The 16,532-nt window shown below is 69.1% G+C and carries 17 protein-coding genes and 1 tRNA gene; 15 read left to right on the forward strand and 3 right to left on the reverse strand.

Features of this window, described 5'->3' with window-relative positions; genetic code table 11:
• Position 1: 1 nt before the first annotated feature.
• The 6 genes from ilvN to ACHFGS_RS00220 all read left to right on the forward strand — a co-directional run bounded on the left by ilvN (position 2) and on the right by ACHFGS_RS00220 (position 4,712).
• Positions 2-511: an acetolactate synthase small subunit gene (ilvN, locus tag ACHFGS_RS00195; protein ID WP_394289020.1), complete on the forward strand. Its 510-nt coding sequence runs from the start codon at positions 2-4 to the stop codon at positions 509-511.
• 44 nt (positions 512-555) lie between these two features.
• Complete coding sequence (gene ilvC, locus ACHFGS_RS00200; protein WP_394289021.1) at positions 556-1,581, forward strand: ketol-acid reductoisomerase; 1,026 nt, start codon at positions 556-558, stop codon at positions 1,579-1,581.
• A gap of 101 nt (positions 1,582-1,682) precedes the next feature.
• Entirely contained in the window at positions 1,683-2,195 is a 513-nt protein-coding gene (locus ACHFGS_RS00205) for a hypothetical protein (RefSeq protein ID WP_394289022.1), read from the forward strand.
• Positions 2,196-2,198: 3 nt separating this feature from the next.
• Positions 2,199-2,546 (forward strand): hypothetical protein, encoded by a 348-nt coding sequence (locus ACHFGS_RS00210; protein WP_394289023.1) that lies wholly within the window; start codon positions 2,199-2,201, stop codon positions 2,544-2,546.
• Positions 2,547-2,667: 121 nt separating this feature from the next.
• On the forward strand, positions 2,668-4,272 hold the full coding sequence (serA, locus tag ACHFGS_RS00215) for a phosphoglycerate dehydrogenase (RefSeq protein ID WP_394279895.1): 1,605 nt from the start codon (positions 2,668-2,670) through the stop codon (positions 4,270-4,272).
• Between the two features lie 26 nt (positions 4,273-4,298).
• Positions 4,299-4,712, forward strand: a complete 414-nt coding sequence (locus ACHFGS_RS00220) for a hypothetical protein (RefSeq protein ID WP_394279894.1) — start codon at positions 4,299-4,301, stop codon at positions 4,710-4,712.
• Positions 4,713-4,825: 113 nt separating this feature from the next.
• On the opposite strand, the gene ACHFGS_RS00225 is transcribed toward ACHFGS_RS00220, so the two are convergent.
• A complete protein-coding gene (locus ACHFGS_RS00225; RefSeq protein ID WP_394279893.1) occupies positions 4,826-5,368 on the reverse strand; it encodes a TetR/AcrR family transcriptional regulator in 543 nt (180 codons plus the stop codon).
• 65 nt (positions 5,369-5,433) lie between these two features.
• Between ACHFGS_RS00225 and ACHFGS_RS00230 the strand changes: the two genes are divergently transcribed.
• From ACHFGS_RS00230 to ACHFGS_RS00265, 8 genes are all read left to right on the forward strand, one after another.
• Entirely contained in the window at positions 5,434-6,981 is a 1,548-nt protein-coding gene (locus ACHFGS_RS00230; RefSeq protein WP_394279896.1) for an MFS transporter, read from the forward strand.
• Between the two features lie 36 nt (positions 6,982-7,017).
• The gene (locus ACHFGS_RS00235) at positions 7,018-8,070 is read left to right on the forward strand and encodes a 3-isopropylmalate dehydrogenase (RefSeq protein ID WP_394279892.1); all 1,053 of its coding nucleotides are present in this window, start codon (positions 7,018-7,020) and stop codon (positions 8,068-8,070) included.
• A 49-nt stretch (positions 8,071-8,119) separates the two neighbouring features.
• Positions 8,120-9,220 carry a branched-chain amino acid aminotransferase gene (locus tag ACHFGS_RS00240; RefSeq protein ID WP_394279891.1) on the forward strand — a complete coding sequence of 367 codons (1,101 nt, stop codon included), beginning with the start codon at positions 8,120-8,122 and terminating at the stop codon, positions 9,218-9,220.
• 2 nt (positions 9,221-9,222) lie between these two features.
• Positions 9,223-9,990, forward strand: coding sequence for a fumarylacetoacetate hydrolase family protein (locus tag ACHFGS_RS00245; RefSeq protein WP_394279890.1), 768 nt, complete (start codon positions 9,223-9,225; stop codon positions 9,988-9,990).
• Entirely contained in the window at positions 9,983-11,209 is a 1,227-nt protein-coding gene (locus tag ACHFGS_RS00250; protein WP_394289024.1) for an MFS transporter, read from the forward strand. Before ACHFGS_RS00245 ends, ACHFGS_RS00250 begins: the two co-directional genes overlap by 8 nt.
• 63 nt (positions 11,210-11,272) lie before the next feature.
• Positions 11,273-12,787, forward strand: coding sequence for a glutamate--tRNA ligase (gene gltX, locus ACHFGS_RS00255; protein ID WP_394280171.1), 1,515 nt, complete (start codon positions 11,273-11,275; stop codon positions 12,785-12,787).
• Positions 12,788-12,860: 73 nt separating this feature from the next.
• A tRNA-Gln gene (locus ACHFGS_RS00260) sits at positions 12,861-12,932 on the forward strand.
• Between the two features lie 93 nt (positions 12,933-13,025).
• Positions 13,026-13,250, forward strand: a complete 225-nt coding sequence (locus tag ACHFGS_RS00265; RefSeq protein WP_394280172.1) for a hypothetical protein — start codon at positions 13,026-13,028, stop codon at positions 13,248-13,250.
• A gap of 90 nt (positions 13,251-13,340) precedes the next feature.
• Here the strand turns inward: ACHFGS_RS00265 and ACHFGS_RS00270 are convergent, their stop codons facing one another.
• Both ACHFGS_RS00270 and ACHFGS_RS00275 read right to left on the reverse strand, forming a co-directional pair.
• Complete coding sequence (locus ACHFGS_RS00270; RefSeq protein WP_394280173.1) at positions 13,341-13,487, reverse strand: hypothetical protein; 147 nt, start codon at positions 13,485-13,487, stop codon at positions 13,341-13,343.
• Positions 13,488-13,549: 62 nt separating this feature from the next.
• Positions 13,550-15,562, reverse strand: coding sequence for a DUF262 domain-containing protein (locus tag ACHFGS_RS00275; protein WP_394280174.1), 2,013 nt, complete (start codon positions 15,560-15,562; stop codon positions 13,550-13,552).
• A 149-nt stretch (positions 15,563-15,711) separates the two neighbouring features.
• Here ACHFGS_RS00275 and ACHFGS_RS00280 point away from each other — a divergent pair, with 149 nt between their 5' ends.
• Complete coding sequence (locus ACHFGS_RS00280; RefSeq protein ID WP_394280175.1) at positions 15,712-16,485, forward strand: hypothetical protein; 774 nt, start codon at positions 15,712-15,714, stop codon at positions 16,483-16,485.
• The last annotated feature ends 47 nt before the right edge of the window (positions 16,486-16,532 follow it).

Genomic DNA, 16,532 nt, shown 5'->3' on the forward strand with positions numbered 1-16,532 from the left:
CATGAGCAAGCACGTTCTGAGCCTCCTCGTCGAGGACAAACCCGGACTGCTGACCCGTGTCGCGGGTCTGTTCGCCCGGCGCGGGTTCAACATCGACTCCCTCGCCGTGGGCGTGACCGAGGTGCCGGGCCTGTCCCGCATCACCGTCGTCGTCGACGTGGACGAGCTGCCGCTCGAGCAGGTGACCAAGCAGCTGAACAAGCTCGTGAACGTGATCAAGATCGTCGAGCTCGACTACGCGGCATCCGTTCAGCGCGAGCACATGCTCGTCAAGGTGCGCGCCGACAACCAGTCGCGCTCCAACGTCATCGAGGTCGTCAACCTCTTCCGCGCCTCCGTCGTCGACTACGCCACCGACGCGCTCGTCGTCGAGGTGACCGGTGACCGCGGGAAGGTCGACGCCTTCCTCCGCGCCCTTGAGCCGTTCGGCATCAAGGAGCTCGCCCAATCCGGCATGGTCGCCATCGGCCGTGGCGGCAAGAGCATCACCGAACGCGTCCTCCGCGGCTGATCCGCGAACCTACAGACCCCATCTACAAGGAGACACACACGAACATGGCTGAGATCCTCTACGACGCAGACGCCGACATCTCGCTCATTCAGGGCAAGAAGGTCGCCATCGTCGGCTACGGCTCGCAGGGCCACGCCCACGCCCAGAACCTCCGCGACTCCGGTGTCGAGGTGGTCATCGCCCTCAAGGAAGGCTCCAAGTCGGCGGCGAAGGCCTCCGAGGACGGCTTCGAGGTCAAGACCGTCGCCGACGCCGCCGAGTGGGCCGACCTGATCATGATCCTCGCGCCCGACCAGCACCAGCGCGGCATCTTCAACGACGAGATCAAGCCGCACCTCGCTGCCGGCAAGACGCTCGCGTTCGCGCACGGCTTCAACGTCCGCTTCGGCTACATCGAGGTCCCCGACGACGTCGACGTGATCCTCGTCGCACCGAAGGCCCCCGGTCACACCGTGCGTCGTGAGTTCGTCGCCGGCCGTGGCATCCCCGACATCATCGCCGTCGAGAAGGACGCGTCGGGCCAGGCCTGGGACGTCGCACTGTCGTACGCGAAGGCCATCGGCGGCACCCGTGCCGGCGTGATCAAGACGACCTTCACCGAAGAGACCGAGACCGACCTGTTCGGCGAGCAGGCTGTCCTCTGCGGTGGCGTCTCGCAGCTCGTCCAGTACGGTTTCGAGACCCTCAGCGAGGCCGGCTACCAGCCTGAGATCGCCTACTTCGAGGTCCTCCACGAGCTGAAGCTCATCGTCGACCTCATGTGGGAGGGCGGCATCGCCAAGCAGCGCTGGAGCGTCTCCGACACGGCCGAGTACGGCGACTACGTCTCGGGCCCGCGCGTCATCGACGAGCGCGTAAAGGAGAACATGCAGGCCGTCCTCGGCGACATCCAGTCGGGCGCGTTCGCGAAGCGCTTCATCGACGACCAGGACAACGGCGCCGTCGAGTTCCAGGAGCTGCGTGCCAAGGCCGCCGCCCACCCGATCGAGGCCGTCGGTAAGGACCTGCGCGCGCTCTTCGCGTGGAAGCAGCAGGACGCGGACTACACCGAGGGTTCCGCCGCGCGCTGACCCTGAACGACTCTCGGCGGATCCGCCGAGCCGGCTTTCACGAGCCACGGAGGCCCGGCCCTTACAAGGGGTCGGGCCTTCGGCGTCGGTAGACTCCTGGCATGGCATCCGGTCCGCACGACGACGATGAGGCTCTGCGCTGGGAGGGCGACGAGGCGGCGCCTCCGACGGCGCTTCCTTCGGGCTGGCATGCGGTCGGCAAGGGCAGCGACGCCGTGACGGATGCCGCGCCCGCGACGAACCGGGCGCCTGCAGCGCCGGACCGTGAACCCGAGACCGGGGGAGCCCAGGCGGCACGGTCCGCGGAGGACTTCCCGACAGATGCTCCCGCGCTCGGGAACGTCGCCCTGGTGAGTCTCGGGCTGCTCGGCGGCATCTACCTGCTCTACACCGTGGGATGGGTGATCGGCGGACTGCGCATGCTCGATGCCGGCGCCTTCCTCGTCCCGCCCGCCGCCGTCGTGCCCGCAGTCTGGCTCGGCATCGCCGCGCCTGCGCTCTGGCTCGGCGGCACCCTTCTCCTGACACGGCGGAGTGCCGGGTGGGTCCGGCTCGTCTGGCTCATCGCGGGCGTGTTCCTCCTCGTGCCGTGGCCCTTTGTGATGGGAGTCTGAGCGATGACGGCATCCGTCCCCACCTCCGAGCGCACCCGGCCCACCTGGCCGGTCGCCCTGCTCGCGGGGCTCTTCGGCCTGTTCTACGCGTACGCCGTCTGGACCGCGGTGGATTTCCTCATCTCCCAGGCTTCCGGGGTTCCGGGGCTCAACGGCGCCGGCTGGGCGCTCCTGCTGTTCGCGGTGGCCTTTCCGATCATCGTGTTCGTGGCCGCCGTCCTGCTGGCGCGGCGGCGTCCGCTGTGGCAGCTCGCCGTCGTCCTGCTTGTGGGGCTCGGACTGGTCGCCGTCTTCTGGATCGATGTGCTCGCGTTCGCGTTCACAAGCGGGGAGACGCTGATCGGCGTCTGACCCGTCACACGGTCGGGGGGCATCCGGCACTCCCGGTAGGCTGGCGGTGCCGCGTACCGAAGTCGGACTTGGTGTGTCCGACCGCGTGGCGTCCCACACCCCGCGTACCCGAAGGTCAGCCGTGCCCAAGCCTGTCGTCCTCATCGCCGAAGAACTCTCTCCCGCCACGATCGAGGCCCTCGGCCCCGACTTCGACGTCCGCTCCGTCGACGGCGCCGACCGCTCGGCGCTGCTGCCGGCCCTCGCCGACGCGGATGCCGTGCTGATCCGCTCCGCCACCAAGATGGACGCCGAGGCGATCGCCGCGGCGCCGCAGCTCAAGGTCATCGCGCGTGCCGGCGTCGGCCTCGACAACGTCGACATCAGGTCCGCCACCTCAGCCGGCGTCATGGTCGTCAACGCGCCGACCTCGAACATCATCTCCGCCGCAGAGCTCACCGTCGGCCACATCCTCAGCCTCGCCCGGCACATTCCCGCCGCGCACGCTTCGCTCGCCGCCGGTGCGTGGAAGCGGTCGTCGTTCACCGGCACCGAGCTGTTCGAGAAGACGGTCGGCATCATCGGACTCGGCCGGATCGGCGCGCTCATCGCCGCACGCCTGCAGGGCTTCGGTGTCTCCGTCGTGGCCTACGACCCGTATGTCACGCCGACCCGGGCGCAGCAGCTCGGCGTGCAGCTTCTCTCCCTCGACGAGCTGCTCACGCAGAGCGACTTCGTGACCATACACATGCCGAAGACGCCGGAGACGACCGGCATGATCGGTGCGGCGCAGTTCGAGATGATGAAGCCCAGCGCCTACGTCGTCAACGTCGCCCGTGGCGGCCTCATCGACGAAGAGGCGCTCTACACCGCCCTCACGACCGGTCAGATCGCCGGCGCCGGTCTCGATGTGTTCACGAGCGAGCCCCCCAAGGAGGACGGCACCGCCTATCCGCTGCTGTCGCTCCCGAACGTCATCGTCACCCCCCACCTGGGCGCGTCGACCGAAGAGGCGCAGGAGAAGGCGGGCGTCTCGGTCGCGAAGTCCGTGAAGCTGGCGCTCGAGGGCGACCTGGTCCCGGATGCGGTCAACGTCGCCGGTGGCGTCATCGACCCCTTCGTCCGTCCCGGCATCGCTCTCGTCGAGCAGCTCGGTCAGATCTTCACCGGGCTCGCGCCGAGTGCGCTGACGAGCCTCGACATCGAGGTGCGCGGAGAGCTCGCCGACTACGACGTCAGCGTCTACCGCCTCGCGGCGCTCAAGGGAATCTTCACGAACATCGTCAGCGAGAACGTCTCGTACGTGAACGCGCCGCTGTTCGCCGAGCAGCGCGGCATCGAGACGCGCCTGATCGTCGAGTCCGAGAGCCCGTTGTACCGCAACATCACGATCCTCCGCGGCACGCTCACCGACGGCACCGTCTTCAGCGTCGCCGGAACCCTCGCCGGCACCCGCATGATCCCGAAGCTCGTGGGCATCAACGGCTACGAGATCGAGGTTCCGATCGACCGCTTCCACGTGGTCATGCGCTATGCCGACCGTCCGGGGATCGTCGCGATCTACGGCCAGAAGCTGGGTGAGGCGGGCATCAACATCGCCGGCCTCCAGGTCGCTCGTCCGGACTCCAGCGGCCGCGCACTCTCGGTGCTGACGGTCGACGCGCCGATCCCCGAGGAGATGCTCGAGGAGCTCCGCGGCGCCGTCGCCGCCGACCTCTTCCGCCAGCTCGAGCTGACCGAGGTCTGACCCTGTCGGCGTCGCGGTCGCGGGCAGTGCCTGCGTCCGCGCGCCGGAGGTGGGCGGTCGCCGTCGCATCGTCCGTCGTCATCCTCGCGACGGGGTGTGCGGCGACCGACGGCGTGTGTCCGGCGATCGGGTATCTCTCGACTCTGGAGGTGCGGGTCGTCGGTGCGGTGGCATACGTCGACGACATCGTCCCCTGCGTTGACGACGCGTGCACACCCGAGGGCGCTGCGTCCGAACTCGGCATCGTCACCTCGCCGCCAGTGCGCGGCGACGACACTTGGTCGTTCACGGGGGAGTTTCCCGAACAGATGACCGTCCGGGCGTTGGATGCCGCGGGTGAGGTGCTTGCCGATCAGGAGGTCGACGTCACCTGGACCCGCACCGGCGGGTCCGAGGAGTGCGGCGGTCCGACCTTCGGTTCGCTGACGCTGGAGATCTGACGCCCGCCGTGTTCGCGCCGAGTGCGCCCGCCATTGTCGAGAGCGCCGCCTGTTGCGCGTCAACGTCCGGCGCTCTCGGCACGAAAGGGCGCGCTCGGCGGGCGGTCGCGGCGTCAGCGCGCGGCGCGCTCGACGAGGGCGATGAGCGCGTCGAGATCGGCGCCGCGGGGGAGTGGACCCGGCAGAGCGCCCTCGCCCAGCGCGCTGTTGAAGTAGAGACCGTCACTGACGAGCAGCACGAGCTGCAACGCGGTCTCGTCACGCGTGTGCGGACGGAGTGACTCCTCCCAGCGAGTCCGGACGCGACGGAGGGATGCCGCAGCGTCGACGTGCCCAGTCTGTGCGAGTCGTGACGCGGCGACGATCGCGCGGTCGAGCGGCGAATCGGTGTGCAACGACGTGCGGATGAACGTCGCGACGACACCGTCCGCGTCTTCGCCCATGTCGTCGAGGTCCTCTTCGACGAGTCGCTCGAGCCGCTCCAGCAGTGCGCCCTCGAGGGCATCCTTCGAGGCGAAGTGGTACAGCAGGCCGCCTTTCGAGACGCCTGCCGACGCGGCGACGGCGTCCATCGTGGCGCTCCGAGCGCCGCCATCGATGAGGGCTGCTTCGAACGCGTCGAGCACCTTCTCTCGGGCGTGCGGTGGTCTACTCATGGGTCGATCCTCTCGCACCGGCATCCGTTCCTCTGTTACTATACCGGCTGGACGGTGAAGAAATGATGACGTTGACGGAAGAACTGCGAGTGGCCGATGCGGCCGGGAAGAAGCAGGGCTGGCGCGGCTGGGCCGCACTCGTCGTGTTGATGCTCCCGGTGCTGCTGGTGTCGGTCGACAACACGGTGCTCAGCTTCGCGCTGCCGGCCATCGCGCGCGATCTGGCGCCCTCGAGCGCCGAACAGCTCTGGATCATCGACGCATACCCGCTGGTGCTCGCGGGTCTGCTCGTCACGATGGGGTCGCTGGGCGACCGGTTCGGACGTCGGCGGATGCTGCTCATCGGCGCGACCGGCTTCGCCGCCGTGTCCGCGCTGGCGGCCTTCGCCCCGACGGCGGGTCTCCTCATCGCAGCCCGCGCCGCGATGGGTGTGTTCGGCGCGATGCTCATGCCCTCGACGCTGTCGCTCCTGCGCAGCATCTTTACCGACCGTGACCAGCGGCGTCTCGCGATCGCCGTCTGGGCCTCGATGTTCTCCGCCGGCGCTGCGCTCGGGCCCATCGTCGGCGGCATCCTCCTCGAGCACTTCACCTGGGGCTCGGTCTTCCTCATGGCCGTGCCGGTGCTCGTGCCACTGCTCGTGCTCGCACCCTTCCTCGTGCCCGAGAGTCGCGACCCGCGCCCCGGCGCGATCGATCCCGTCAGCATCGTGCTGTCGATGGCCGCGATGGTCCCGGTCGTCTACGCGATCAAGGAGGCGGCGGTCCACGGCTTCGGCCCGGTCCCGATCGTGTTCGCGCTCGTCGGCATCGCGTTCGGCTGGGTGTTCGTTCGTCGCCAGCTGCGCGCCCGCACGCCCATGCTCGACATGCGACTCTTCCGCCGCGGCACGTTCAGCGGTGCGCTGCTGGTGAACCTGTTGAGCGTCGTCTCGCTCGTCGGCTTCCTCTACTTCGTCACGCAGCACCTCCAGCTCATCATCGGGATGTCGCCCCTCGAGGCGGGCCTCGCGCTCGTGCCCGGCCTCGCGCTCATGATCGTGGCGGGGCTCTGCGTCGTGCCGATCTCGCGGCGCGTGTCTGCGCGGATCGTCGTGCCCGCTGCGCTCAGCCTCTCGGCGACGGGCTACGTCCTCATCGCGCTGTCGAAGGACGCCAACTCGGTCGGCACCCTCATCGCCGCGTTCGCGCTGCTCGGCGTCGGCATCGGCGCGGCGGAGACGGTCTCGAACGAGCTCGTCCTCGCCAGCGCGCCGCCCGCGAAGGCGGGGGCCGCGAGCGCCGTCTCCGAGACCGCATACGAGCTCGGCGCGGTCCTCGGCACCGCGGTGCTCGGCGGGATCCTTACCGCGCTCTACCGCGGTGGCATCCAGATCCCGTCCGGGGTTCCGAACGGCGCAGCGGATGCCGCTCGCGAGACCCTCGCCGGCGCGGTCACCGCCGCAGAGCAGCTCCCGGCAGAGATCGGCGCCGCCCTGGCGGATGCCGCGGCGCACGCGTTCGACGCCGGTGTCGGCGTCACCTCGCTCATCGGGGCCGGTCTCGTCGTCTGCGCCGGCGTGATCGCGGCCACTACGCTGAAGGGGTCCCGCTCGCCGCAGGCCGACCACTGAGTCCGCGCGGCGGCACCACCCGACATGAGGAGAGAGATGTCGCGCGTCGTGAAGTTGGCCGTCATCCCCGGAGACGGCATCGGACCCGAGGTCATCGCCGAGGCGGAGAAGGTGCTGGACGCGGTCACGGCGGGGTCCGACATCTCCTTCGAGAAGACCCGTTTCTCGCTCGGAGCGACTCGCTACCTCGAGACCGGCGAGACGCTGACCGACGAAGACCTGGCGTCGATCGCGGCGCACGACGCGATCCTGCTCGGCGCCGTCGGCGGCATGCCCGGCGACCCTCGGCTGAAGGACGCGAACATCGAGCGCGGCCTCCTGCTGAAGCTGCGCTTCGCGCTCGACCACTACGTGAATCTGCGGCCCTCCCGGCTGTACCCCGGCGTCCCCGGCCCGCTCGCCGAGCCCGGCGAGATCGACTTCGTCGTCGTGCGCGAGGGGACCGAGGGCCCCTATGTCGGCAACGGCGGATCAATTCGTACCGGGACGGCGCACGAGGTCGCGAACGAGACCTCGGTCAACACGGCGTACGGGATCGAGCGTGTCGTGCGGTTCGCGTTCGCGCAGGCGCAGAAGCGTCGGAAGAAGCTGACCCTCGTCCACAAGACCAACGTGCTCGTGCACGCCGGCGGGATGTGGCAGCGGATCGTCAACGAGGTGGCATCCGAGCACCCCGAGGTCGCCGTAGACTACCTGCACGTCGACGCGGCGACGATCTTCCTGGTCACGAACCCGGGCCGCTTCGATGTGATCGTCACCGACAACCTCTTCGGCGACATCCTCACGGACCTGGCCGGCGCCGTCACCGGTGGCATCGGCCTCGCCGCCTCGGGGAACATCAACCCCGACGGCGCCTTCCCGTCGATGTTCGAGCCCGTACACGGCTCCGCACCGGACATCGCGGGTCAGCAGATCGCCGATCCCACCGCCGCGATCCTCTCCGTCGCCCTGCTGCTCGAGCACCTCGGGCTGAGCGACGAGGCCGCCCGCGTGAACCGCGCGGCCCGAGAGGATATCGAATCGAGGGACGGCGCCGCACGCACGACCGCGCAGGTCGGCGACGCCATCACCGCACGCCTCCGGGCGTAATCTGGCAGATGCGCGTCGTGTCGACGCCGCGCGAGGAACAGGACTGGACATGACCCTCACCGACCCCCACACCGCACCGTCTCCACTGTCGTTCTCCGTCACGAAGAACCTGGCCGCAGCCACGCCCGCCGCCCGCGAGGAGATCCTCGCGAACCCCGGCTTCGGCGTGAACTTCACCGATCACATGGTCGACATCTGCTGGTCGCGCGGGGGCGGCTGGCATCGCCCGCGCGTGCAGCCGTACGGTCCTATCTCGCTGTCGCCGGCGGCCGCCGTCCTGCACTACGGCCAGGAGATCTTCGAGGGCATCAAGGCCTACCGCCACGCCGACGGCTCCATCCACACGTTCCGCCCCGAGGACAACGGGCGGCGTCTGCAGCGCTCCGCCCGTCGCATGGCGCTGCCCGAACTGCCCGTCGAGTACTTCCTGCAGTCCATCCGAGAGCTCATCGCGGTGGATGCCGACTGGGTGCCCGCCGGCGCCGATCAGAGCCTCTATCTGCGTCCGTTCATGTTCGCCAAGGAGGCATTCCTCGGGGTGCGCCCCGCCGAGAAGGTCGCGTACTACCTGATCGCGAGCCCTGCCGGTGCCTACTTCAAGGGCGGCGTCACCCCGGTGAAAATCTGGCTCAGTGAGGACTACGCTCGCGCCGGCAAGGGCGGCACGGGTGCGGCGAAGACCGGCGGCAACTACGCCGCGAGCCTCCTGCCACAGTCGCAGGCGCACGAGCAGGGCTGCGACCAGGTCGTCTTCCTCGACCAGGATGGCAACGTCGAGGAGCTCGGCGGCATGAACGTCGTCTTCGTGATGAAGGACGGCACCCTCGTCACGCCGCAGTCGGAATCGATCCTCGAAGGCATCACGCGCGACTCGATCCTCCAGCTCGCCGAGGACCGCGGACACCGTGTCGAGCGCCGGGCGGTCTCTCTCGCCGAGTGGCGCCAGGGCGTCGCATCCGGAGACATCGTCGAGGTGTTCGCCTGCGGCACCGCCGCCGTCGTCACCCCGATCGGTGCGCTGAAGTCCGCGCAGTTCGAGGACGCGCAGCCGACCGGCTCCCTCGCGCTCGAGCTGCGTCAGCATCTCACCGACATCCAGTACGGACGAGCCGAAGACACCCACGGCTGGCTGATGCGGCTGGACGGCTGAGCGTGCGCATCGTCCGCTACAGCCGCGCCGGTGCGATCCGGTTCGGGATCATCGATGAGAAGGAGGTCGTCGAGCTCGCCGGCGATCCGCTGTTCGCCGGGTTCGAGACCACGGGGGAGCGGGTGCCCCTCGCGGAGATCTCCCTCCTCGCGCCGTCGATCCCGCGATCGAAGATCGTCTGCGTCGGCAAGAATTACCACGACCACGCCGCCGAGATGGGCGGGGAAGCCCCGGCCGAGCCGCTGCTGTTCCTGAAGCCGAACACCGCGGTGATCGGGCCGAACGACGCGATCGTCCGGCCGCCGCAGTCTCAGCAGACCGATTTCGAGGGTGAGCTCGCCGTCATCATCGGTCGGGTCGCGAAGAACGTCTCCGCCGACCAGGCGCTCGACTACGTCTTCGGCTACACGATCGCGAACGACGTCACGGCGCGCGACCTGCAGCGCTCGGACGGCCAGTGGTCGCGCGCGAAGGGGTTCGACACCTTCTGCCCGCTCGGCCCGGCGATCGAGACCGAGTTCGACCTGGACGGCGGTGCCCGCGTCGTGACGCGGGTCAACGGCGAGGTGAAGCAGGACGGCCCCATCTCCGACATGGTGCACTCCGTCGCCGACATCATCGCCTACGCGTCTGCGGCCTTCACGCTGCTGCCCGGCGACGTCATCCTCACGGGCACTCCCGCGGGGGTCGGTCCGTTCCAGGCGGGCGACGTCGTCGAGGTGGAGATCTCCGGCCTCGGAATCCTCCGCAACACCGTTCGGGATGCCTGACGCCTCGTCTGAGGCCGTCGACGTCGAGCGCGTCCAGCGCCGCACGGTCGGTGTTCTCGCGGCCGGGCAGGTGCTCGGTGGGGTCGCCTTCGGCGCGACGGTCTCGCTCGGTGCTCTGCTGGCCGCAGACATCTCCGGTCAGGACTCGCTGTCGGGCCTCGCGACCGCGTCGGTCACCCTCGGCGCGGCGCTGTGCGCCATCCCGCTCGCCCGCCTCGCCGCGGCGACGGGCCGACGGCGGGCTCTGACCCTCGGCAACATCCTCGCCCTCGTCGGCATCGCCGTCGTGATCACCGCCGCCGCCGTCCGGCTCTTCCCTCTGCTGCTGCTCGGCGTCATCCTCATCGGCGCCGGCAACGCGGGCAACCTGCAGTCCCGCTTCGCCGCGACCGACCTCGCCCGGCCCGAGAACCGCGGCAGGGCGCTCGGTACCGTGGTGTGGGCGACGACCGTGGGCGGGGTGCTCGGGCCTCTCATGCTCACCCCGGGTGAGGCGGTCGGTTCCTGGCTCGGGATGCCGCCGCTCACCGGCTCGTACGCCTTCTCGATCGTCGCGCAGGCGCTCGCGCTTGTCCTGTACCTGGTGGCGCTCCGGCCCGACCCGCTCAAGGTCGCGCAGCAGGTGGCGCGGTCCGCTGCAGCGACGGCTCAGCCCCTCGACGAGACCGACCGGCCCACCGTCGCGCGGTACGCGGTGTTCGCCGTCGCAGGCTCGCATGTCGTCATGGCGTCCGTCATGGCGATGACGCCCGTGCATCTCTCGCACCTCGCCCCGGCGAACGTCACGACGATCGTCGGGGTGACGATCGCGCTCCACGTGTTCGGCATGTACGGACTGTCACCGGTGTTCGGGATCCTCGCTGACCGCTGGGGGAAGCTCCGCACCATCCTCACCGGCCAGGCGATCCTCGCCGCGTCGCTCGTGACAGCGGCCGTGGCCCCGGAGTCACCCGGGGCGGTCCTCATCGCGCTGCTCCTGCTCGGGCTGGGGTGGAGCGCGGCGACAGTCGGCGGCGCGGCGCTGTTGACCGAAGCCACGACCATGGCCCTGCGTCCCCGCCGGCAGGGCCGCAGCGACACCGCGATGACCGCGTCGGCCGCCATCGGGGCCGTCCTGGCCGGCGGCATCCTCGAACTGATCGGCTACGGCGGTCTGGCGCTCGTCGCCCTCGCGGTCGTGGTCGCGATCACGCTGCTCTCGCCGTACGCGCGGCGCTGACCCTGACGGGAGGCGGCGTCGCGGCATCCGTTCGCGGCGGACGCCGCCCGTAGACTGGTCAGGATGTCTGCTGCACCGCACCCCCTCACCACCACCGCCACCGGAAGCGACGTCCGAGTCCGCTTCTGCCCGTCGCCCACCGGCCTGCCGCACGTCGGCATGGTCCGCACGGCGCTGTTCAACTGGGCCTACGCCCGCCACACCGGCGGCAAGCTCGTGTTCCGAGTCGAGGACACCGACGCCGCCCGCGACAGCGAGGAGAGCTACCGGCAGCTCGTCGACGCGCTGACCTGGCTCGAGATCGACTGGGACGAGGGCGTCGAGAAGGGCGGTCCGCACGAGCCGTACCGTCAGTCGCAGCGCCATGACATCTACCGCGGTGTGCTCGAGAAGCTCATCGCCTCCGGCGCGGTGTACGAGTCGTACTCGACCGCCGAGGAGATCGACGCCCGCAACGCCGCCAACGGGCGCGCCAAGCAGCTCGGCTACGACAACTTCGACCGCACCCTCACCGAGGAGCAGAAGGCCGCCTTCCGGGCCGAGGGGCGGGAGCCCGCGTGGCGCTTGCGGGTGCCTGACGAGGACGTCACCTACGTCGACATGATCCGCGGCGAAGTGACCTTCCCCGCCGGTTCGTTCCCCGACTTCGTGGTCGTCCGCGCCGGGGGAGTGCCGCTGTACACCTTCACGAACCCCGTCGACGACGCTCTCATGGGCATCACCCACGTCCTGCGCGGCGAGGACCTCATGCCCTCGACGGCTCGTCAGCTCGCGCTCTACAGTGCACTCGTCGAGGCGGGCGTAACAGACTTCGTGCCCCGCTTCGCGCACATGCCGCTCGTCCTCGGCGAGGAGGGCACGAAGAAGCTCTCCAAGCGCGACCCGAAGGCCGATCTCTTCCTCCAGCGGGAGAAGGGCTTCATCCACGAAGGCCTGCTCAACTATCTCTCGCTTCTCGGGTGGTCGATCGCGGCCGACCGCGACGTGTTCAGCCGTCAGGAGCTCATCGAGGCGTTCGACATCACGGATGTGAACCCGAACCCCGCCCGCTTTGACCAGAAGAAGGCCGAGTCGATCAACGGCGATCACATCCGCATGCTCAGCCCCGACGACTTCGCCTCGCGGCTCGTGCCGTATCTCGTGGGGCAGGGTGTCGTCAGCGCCCCGCCGACGGATGCGCAGCTCGAGATGCTCGCGAAGGCGGCACCGCTCGTGCAGGAGCGGCTGCAGCTGCTCGGCGACGCCCCGGGCATGCTCGGGTTCCTCTTCCGTGACGTCGAATCGTATGACGACGATGCGCTGAAGGGTCTTCCGGCGAACACCGTCGAGGTGCTGGATGCCGCGAGCGCAGCCCTCCAGGCGGTTCCCGCCGACGGCTTCACCACAGACGCCGTGCAGGCCGCGCTGTCCGCGGCGCTGATCGACGGACTCGGCCTCAAGCCGCGCATCGCCTACGGTCCCGCACGCGTCGCCCTCAGCGGGCGTCGCGTCTCGCCGCCGCTGTTCGAGTCGATGGAGCTCCTCGGCAAGGAGGTCACTCTCGCGCGTCTCGAGCGGCTGGCCGCGACGCGCCGCTGACACGCCGCCGGTTTGGCCGGAGCCGCACCGTGGGCTAAGCTTGATCCTCGGTACGACTTCGGTCGAACACCCTTGGGGTATGGTGTAATTGGCAACACGGCTGATTCTGGTTCAGTTGTTCTTGGTTCGAGTCCAGGTACCCCAGCAAGACGAAAACCCCCGCTCCGGCGGGGGTTTTGCGTTAACCGGAAACCGGTGAAGGTGGCGGGGAGCGTCGTTCCTGGGGAGAATCGTCGGCATGGGACTCTTCACGCAGCGACCCGAGGAACCAACCGAGTGGGCAGGACTCCCCGCAGAGCCCGAACGCGCGCGCAGCGGGGCCGAGGTGCTTCCCATGGACGGGCCGGACTCGTGGCAGCCCGACCTCACCGCCGTCACCGGGGCATCGAGCGCCTCGATCGAGATCCCCGTGTCCCTGCCTGAGACCGAGGCAGGCGGAGCCGACGGGGGCGGCGGGGACTGACCGCCCGAACGCTCGTCCTCTGCCCCGGCGAGGGACGATTGCCGGATGCCGAAGATCGTCGCATCGCGGTGCGGACTGCGCGCACCCGCTCTAGCTGACGCAGACTCCGGATGCCGCGGGCAAGGCCAGCCGGGTGAGCTGGAACTTCGAGAAGTTCCTCGTCCACCCCGACGGTCGCGTGAAGCGGTTCCGGCCGAGCGTGACGCCCGACGACCCGACGATCGTCTCGGCGATCACGGAAATGGATCGGCGACGCCGCCGCGTGAGCCCACCGGTGCGAGGCGATGGGCTGACGTCGATCAGCGCATCGCCTCGCCGATGTACGAGTACTTCACGAAGACCTCCGAGGCCCAACCGGCCTCCTCGAGGACGCCCTGGATGGCACTCAGCATGTACTTGGAATCCCACCCGAGATACAGGTACTGGCCCTCGGCCAGCTCGTCCCACTGCCCATTCCACGCCTTCGCCGGGTAGACCGGCCCGCCCCGCCGGGCGCTGAAGTCGATGACGCTCTCGCGCGAGTCGTGCCACAAGCGCAGGAAGATGCGCGCGAACAGGGCGCGGACGTCCTTGATCTCCCAGTGCTCACCGCGGAACTCGACGTAATCGAACTCACGCTGCCACCCGCGCGGCCAGCCCCGACGCTTCTTCGCATCCAGGATCGGCGTGAGGTTGTCGTCGTCGATGCCCACGACGGCCGGCCGCGGCCAGGTCGCCATGAACCGCGCGGTCAAGGCCTCGGTCCGGGCGGCGATGTGCGCAGTCGACCAGGACGTGGCAACCGTCAGTTCACGCGTGAACGCGAGCTCACTCTGACCGTAGGCGGCACGCTTGGCGGGGAAGGGAGCGTCGAAAACGCGCTCGGCGAGGTCGGGCTCGAGGAGCGTCATGTTCCCCAGCGTCTGGGTCAACGCACGGTGGGCGTTCTGCTCGTCCTCGGTGTACTCGCCCCAGCGGCGGGTGCCATCGGCCGACCAGTCGTCTCCCGGGGTGCTCGGTAGCACGTGCTCGACGTCGAACGCAGCATCGGGGGAGACCCCCGCCAGCCGCGCGAGGATGTAGCCGGCATGGGCGAGCTCGCCGTAGCGAAGTCCGACGCGGGTCCGCTCGTCGGACGGGGTGATGCGCGCGATCGCGTGACGGAGCGAGTCGGGGCCCGACTCGGCCGCGCGGCAGAAGCGTGCAACGAGGCGATCGGTGGGCAGGCCCACCACGGTACGACGCAGGAGGAGCGACTCGACGGCGCCGAGCGCGTCGAGGACATCGGATGCCGACGACCGGCCGTGCAGGTGGTCTCGGTAGAGCCGCAGCGCGAGTGGATACATGCCGCGGCCGAGCAGGTTGAGGGCGGCGAACCTCTGCCCGATCTCGGGGTTTGGGGTCCGGGCAGGTTCCAGCAGGAGCCGGTAAATCTCCGAGAGCTCACGCCAGGCCGCCGCGCGCTCGCGCAGGGTCGCGACATCGAGTCGCGGGAACTCGTGTCGGAACGCGTCGTACACGCCGCGCTCACCCTCGATAAGCACCTCCCGCCCCGTCAGCATGACGAGGTAGTGGCGCCAGAAGGCGCCGATCTGCTCACCGGTGTTTCGTTCGATCGGGAGCCAGTACTCCTCCTCGATCTCGGTCTGCTCCGCGTGGGACAGTCCCATGAGGACGTAGTTGTGGATGAGCTCGTGGTCGCGCAGGGGCTCGCCGGTCGAGTTCAGGCTCTCGAAGATCTGCTGGGCGTTCGCGCCCGAACCGAGGGTGATCGAGACGTGCTCGAGCTTCTGCAGTCCGCGCCAGATGTCGGCCGCTTCGTCGCGCCGGATCTGGCTCCGGAAAAAGGCGTAGTTGTCGTCGAACCGGGACTCCCGCCCCGCGCCGCCGGCACCCGGCTGGTCGAGGATCACGCTCTCGAAGACGTCGGCCCATGCGCGGTGGGGACGCAGCTTCGTGCGGTCGGGGGAGCCGGAACGCACGAGAACGCGAGCGAGTTCCTCGGCGAGAGCCGGGTCGTCTTCGCGGAGCGTGTGGTGGAGCGCCGCGATCAGGAGCATGAGTGTCGTGATTCGCTGCTGGCCGTCGATCAGGACGAGGTGGGCGTCGTCGGTGCCACTCGAACTCGCCGCTGAGAGGATCGATCCGATGAAGTGGGTGTCCCCGGCATCCGTCCCCGCCACCGCGCGCACATCGGACAGGAGCTGCTCGCATCCGCCGATGTCCCAGCGGTACTGCCGCTGGTAGACGGGGACCACGATGGTTGTGTCGGAATCCGACAGCCACTCAATGGTGTTGACGGCGGTCGCTTCGACGTTGGTGGCAGTACTCATGTTCTCCGTGTCGTTGATCGCGGCGCCCTCGATCCTACCGCCCGCCGTTTTTCCCGGCCGAGTTCCAGGCCGGGCGAAAACTCGCTTTGTAGGCTTGCCTCAGTCGGGCCTGTAAAAACTTCGCTCGCCCGACAGAAAGGTTGATCCGCATGGGTTACATCAAGAGCGCTGCACTCGAGGAGACCGGCTACGTCGTCCTCGACAGCTACGGCAAAGAGATCGATCCGAAGGAATGGCTCGACATCGAGTACGTCGACTGGAAGTCCTCCGGCGACACCCGGTTCGCGCCGCTCGCTTCGGCCAAGGGTGAGATCGAGTGCAACGGCTTCTGGAACCACCAGCCGCCGCGCACCGATAAAGACGGCGTCTGGATCCCGTCACAGACCGAGAAGGCTCCTACGCTCACCGAGCGCGCCCTCGAGCCCGGCTCGAACGTCGGCCGCTGCCGCATCATCGAGCTGCAGCCGAACACGTACGCAGATGCGCTGTACAACCTGCACCAGGACGACAACAACCGTCTGAACCCGGACGGAACCGGCTGGGTTGTGCGCAGCTTCTTCAACCTCACGGACGACAAGGACAGCTTCTTCGTCCTCCGTGACAACCGCACCGACCCGAGCGGCGAGACCCGCATCGCCCTGCCCGCGGGCGCGCAGCTGGTCATCGACACCCAGCGCCTGTGGCACGCGGCGTACCACCCGGGCGACGCGCCCCGGTACTGCCTCATCACGTCGTGGGAGTCGGGCCCCGAGCTCGACGCCTACATCGAGAAGTACAACGGCGTGAACAAGGTCGAGAGCGTTCCCCTCGACCAGGAGACGATCGACGCCGCGCAGGCCGAGCAGGAGCGTCGGATTGCCGCCCGCGCCGCCGCCCTTGCCGCGCGCGGCCAGCGAGAAGTCCTCGCGATGAGCGAGGCCTGATCCAGCCCGGCCACACACAGAGAAGCGCCCCCGACGGATTCGTAGAC

The sequence above is a fragment of the Microbacterium sp. genome (genome assembly GCF_043427715.1).
In the GTDB taxonomy this organism is placed as follows: domain Bacteria; phylum Actinomycetota; class Actinomycetes; order Actinomycetales; family Microbacteriaceae; genus Microbacterium.

Bases quoted from the DNA above. Each gene is read 5' to 3' on its own strand.
- ACHFGS_RS00205 (WP_394289022.1), top strand. From the start codon at position 1,683: ATGGCATCCGGTCCGCACGACGACGATGAGGCTCTGCGCTGGGAGGGC.
- ACHFGS_RS00210 (WP_394289023.1), top strand. From the start codon at position 2,199: ATGACGGCATCCGTCCCCACCTCCGAGCGCACCCGGCCCACCTGGCCG.
- ACHFGS_RS00265 (WP_394280172.1), top strand. From the start codon at position 13,026: ATGGGACTCTTCACGCAGCGACCCGAGGAACCAACCGAGTGGGCAGGA.
- ilvC (WP_394289021.1), top strand. From the start codon at position 556: ATGGCTGAGATCCTCTACGACGCAGACGCCGACATCTCGCTCATTCAG.
- ilvN (WP_394289020.1), top strand. From the start codon at position 2: ATGAGCAAGCACGTTCTGAGCCTCCTCGTCGAGGACAAACCCGGACTG.
- ACHFGS_RS00240 (WP_394279891.1), top strand. From the start codon at position 8,120: ATGACCCTCACCGACCCCCACACCGCACCGTCTCCACTGTCGTTCTCC.
- ACHFGS_RS00280 (WP_394280175.1), top strand. From the start codon at position 15,712: ATGGGTTACATCAAGAGCGCTGCACTCGAGGAGACCGGCTACGTCGTC.
- ACHFGS_RS00235 (WP_394279892.1), top strand. From the start codon at position 7,018: ATGTCGCGCGTCGTGAAGTTGGCCGTCATCCCCGGAGACGGCATCGGA.
- ACHFGS_RS00230 (WP_394279896.1), top strand. From the start codon at position 5,434: ATGACGTTGACGGAAGAACTGCGAGTGGCCGATGCGGCCGGGAAGAAG.
- ACHFGS_RS00275 (WP_394280174.1), bottom strand. From the start codon at position 15,562: ATGAGTACTGCCACCAACGTCGAAGCGACCGCCGTCAACACCATTGAG.
- gltX (WP_394280171.1), top strand. From the start codon at position 11,273: ATGTCTGCTGCACCGCACCCCCTCACCACCACCGCCACCGGAAGCGAC.
- ACHFGS_RS00250 (WP_394289024.1), top strand. From the start codon at position 9,983: ATGCCTGACGCCTCGTCTGAGGCCGTCGACGTCGAGCGCGTCCAGCGC.
- ACHFGS_RS00225 (WP_394279893.1), bottom strand. From the start codon at position 5,368: ATGAGTAGACCACCGCACGCCCGAGAGAAGGTGCTCGACGCGTTCGAA.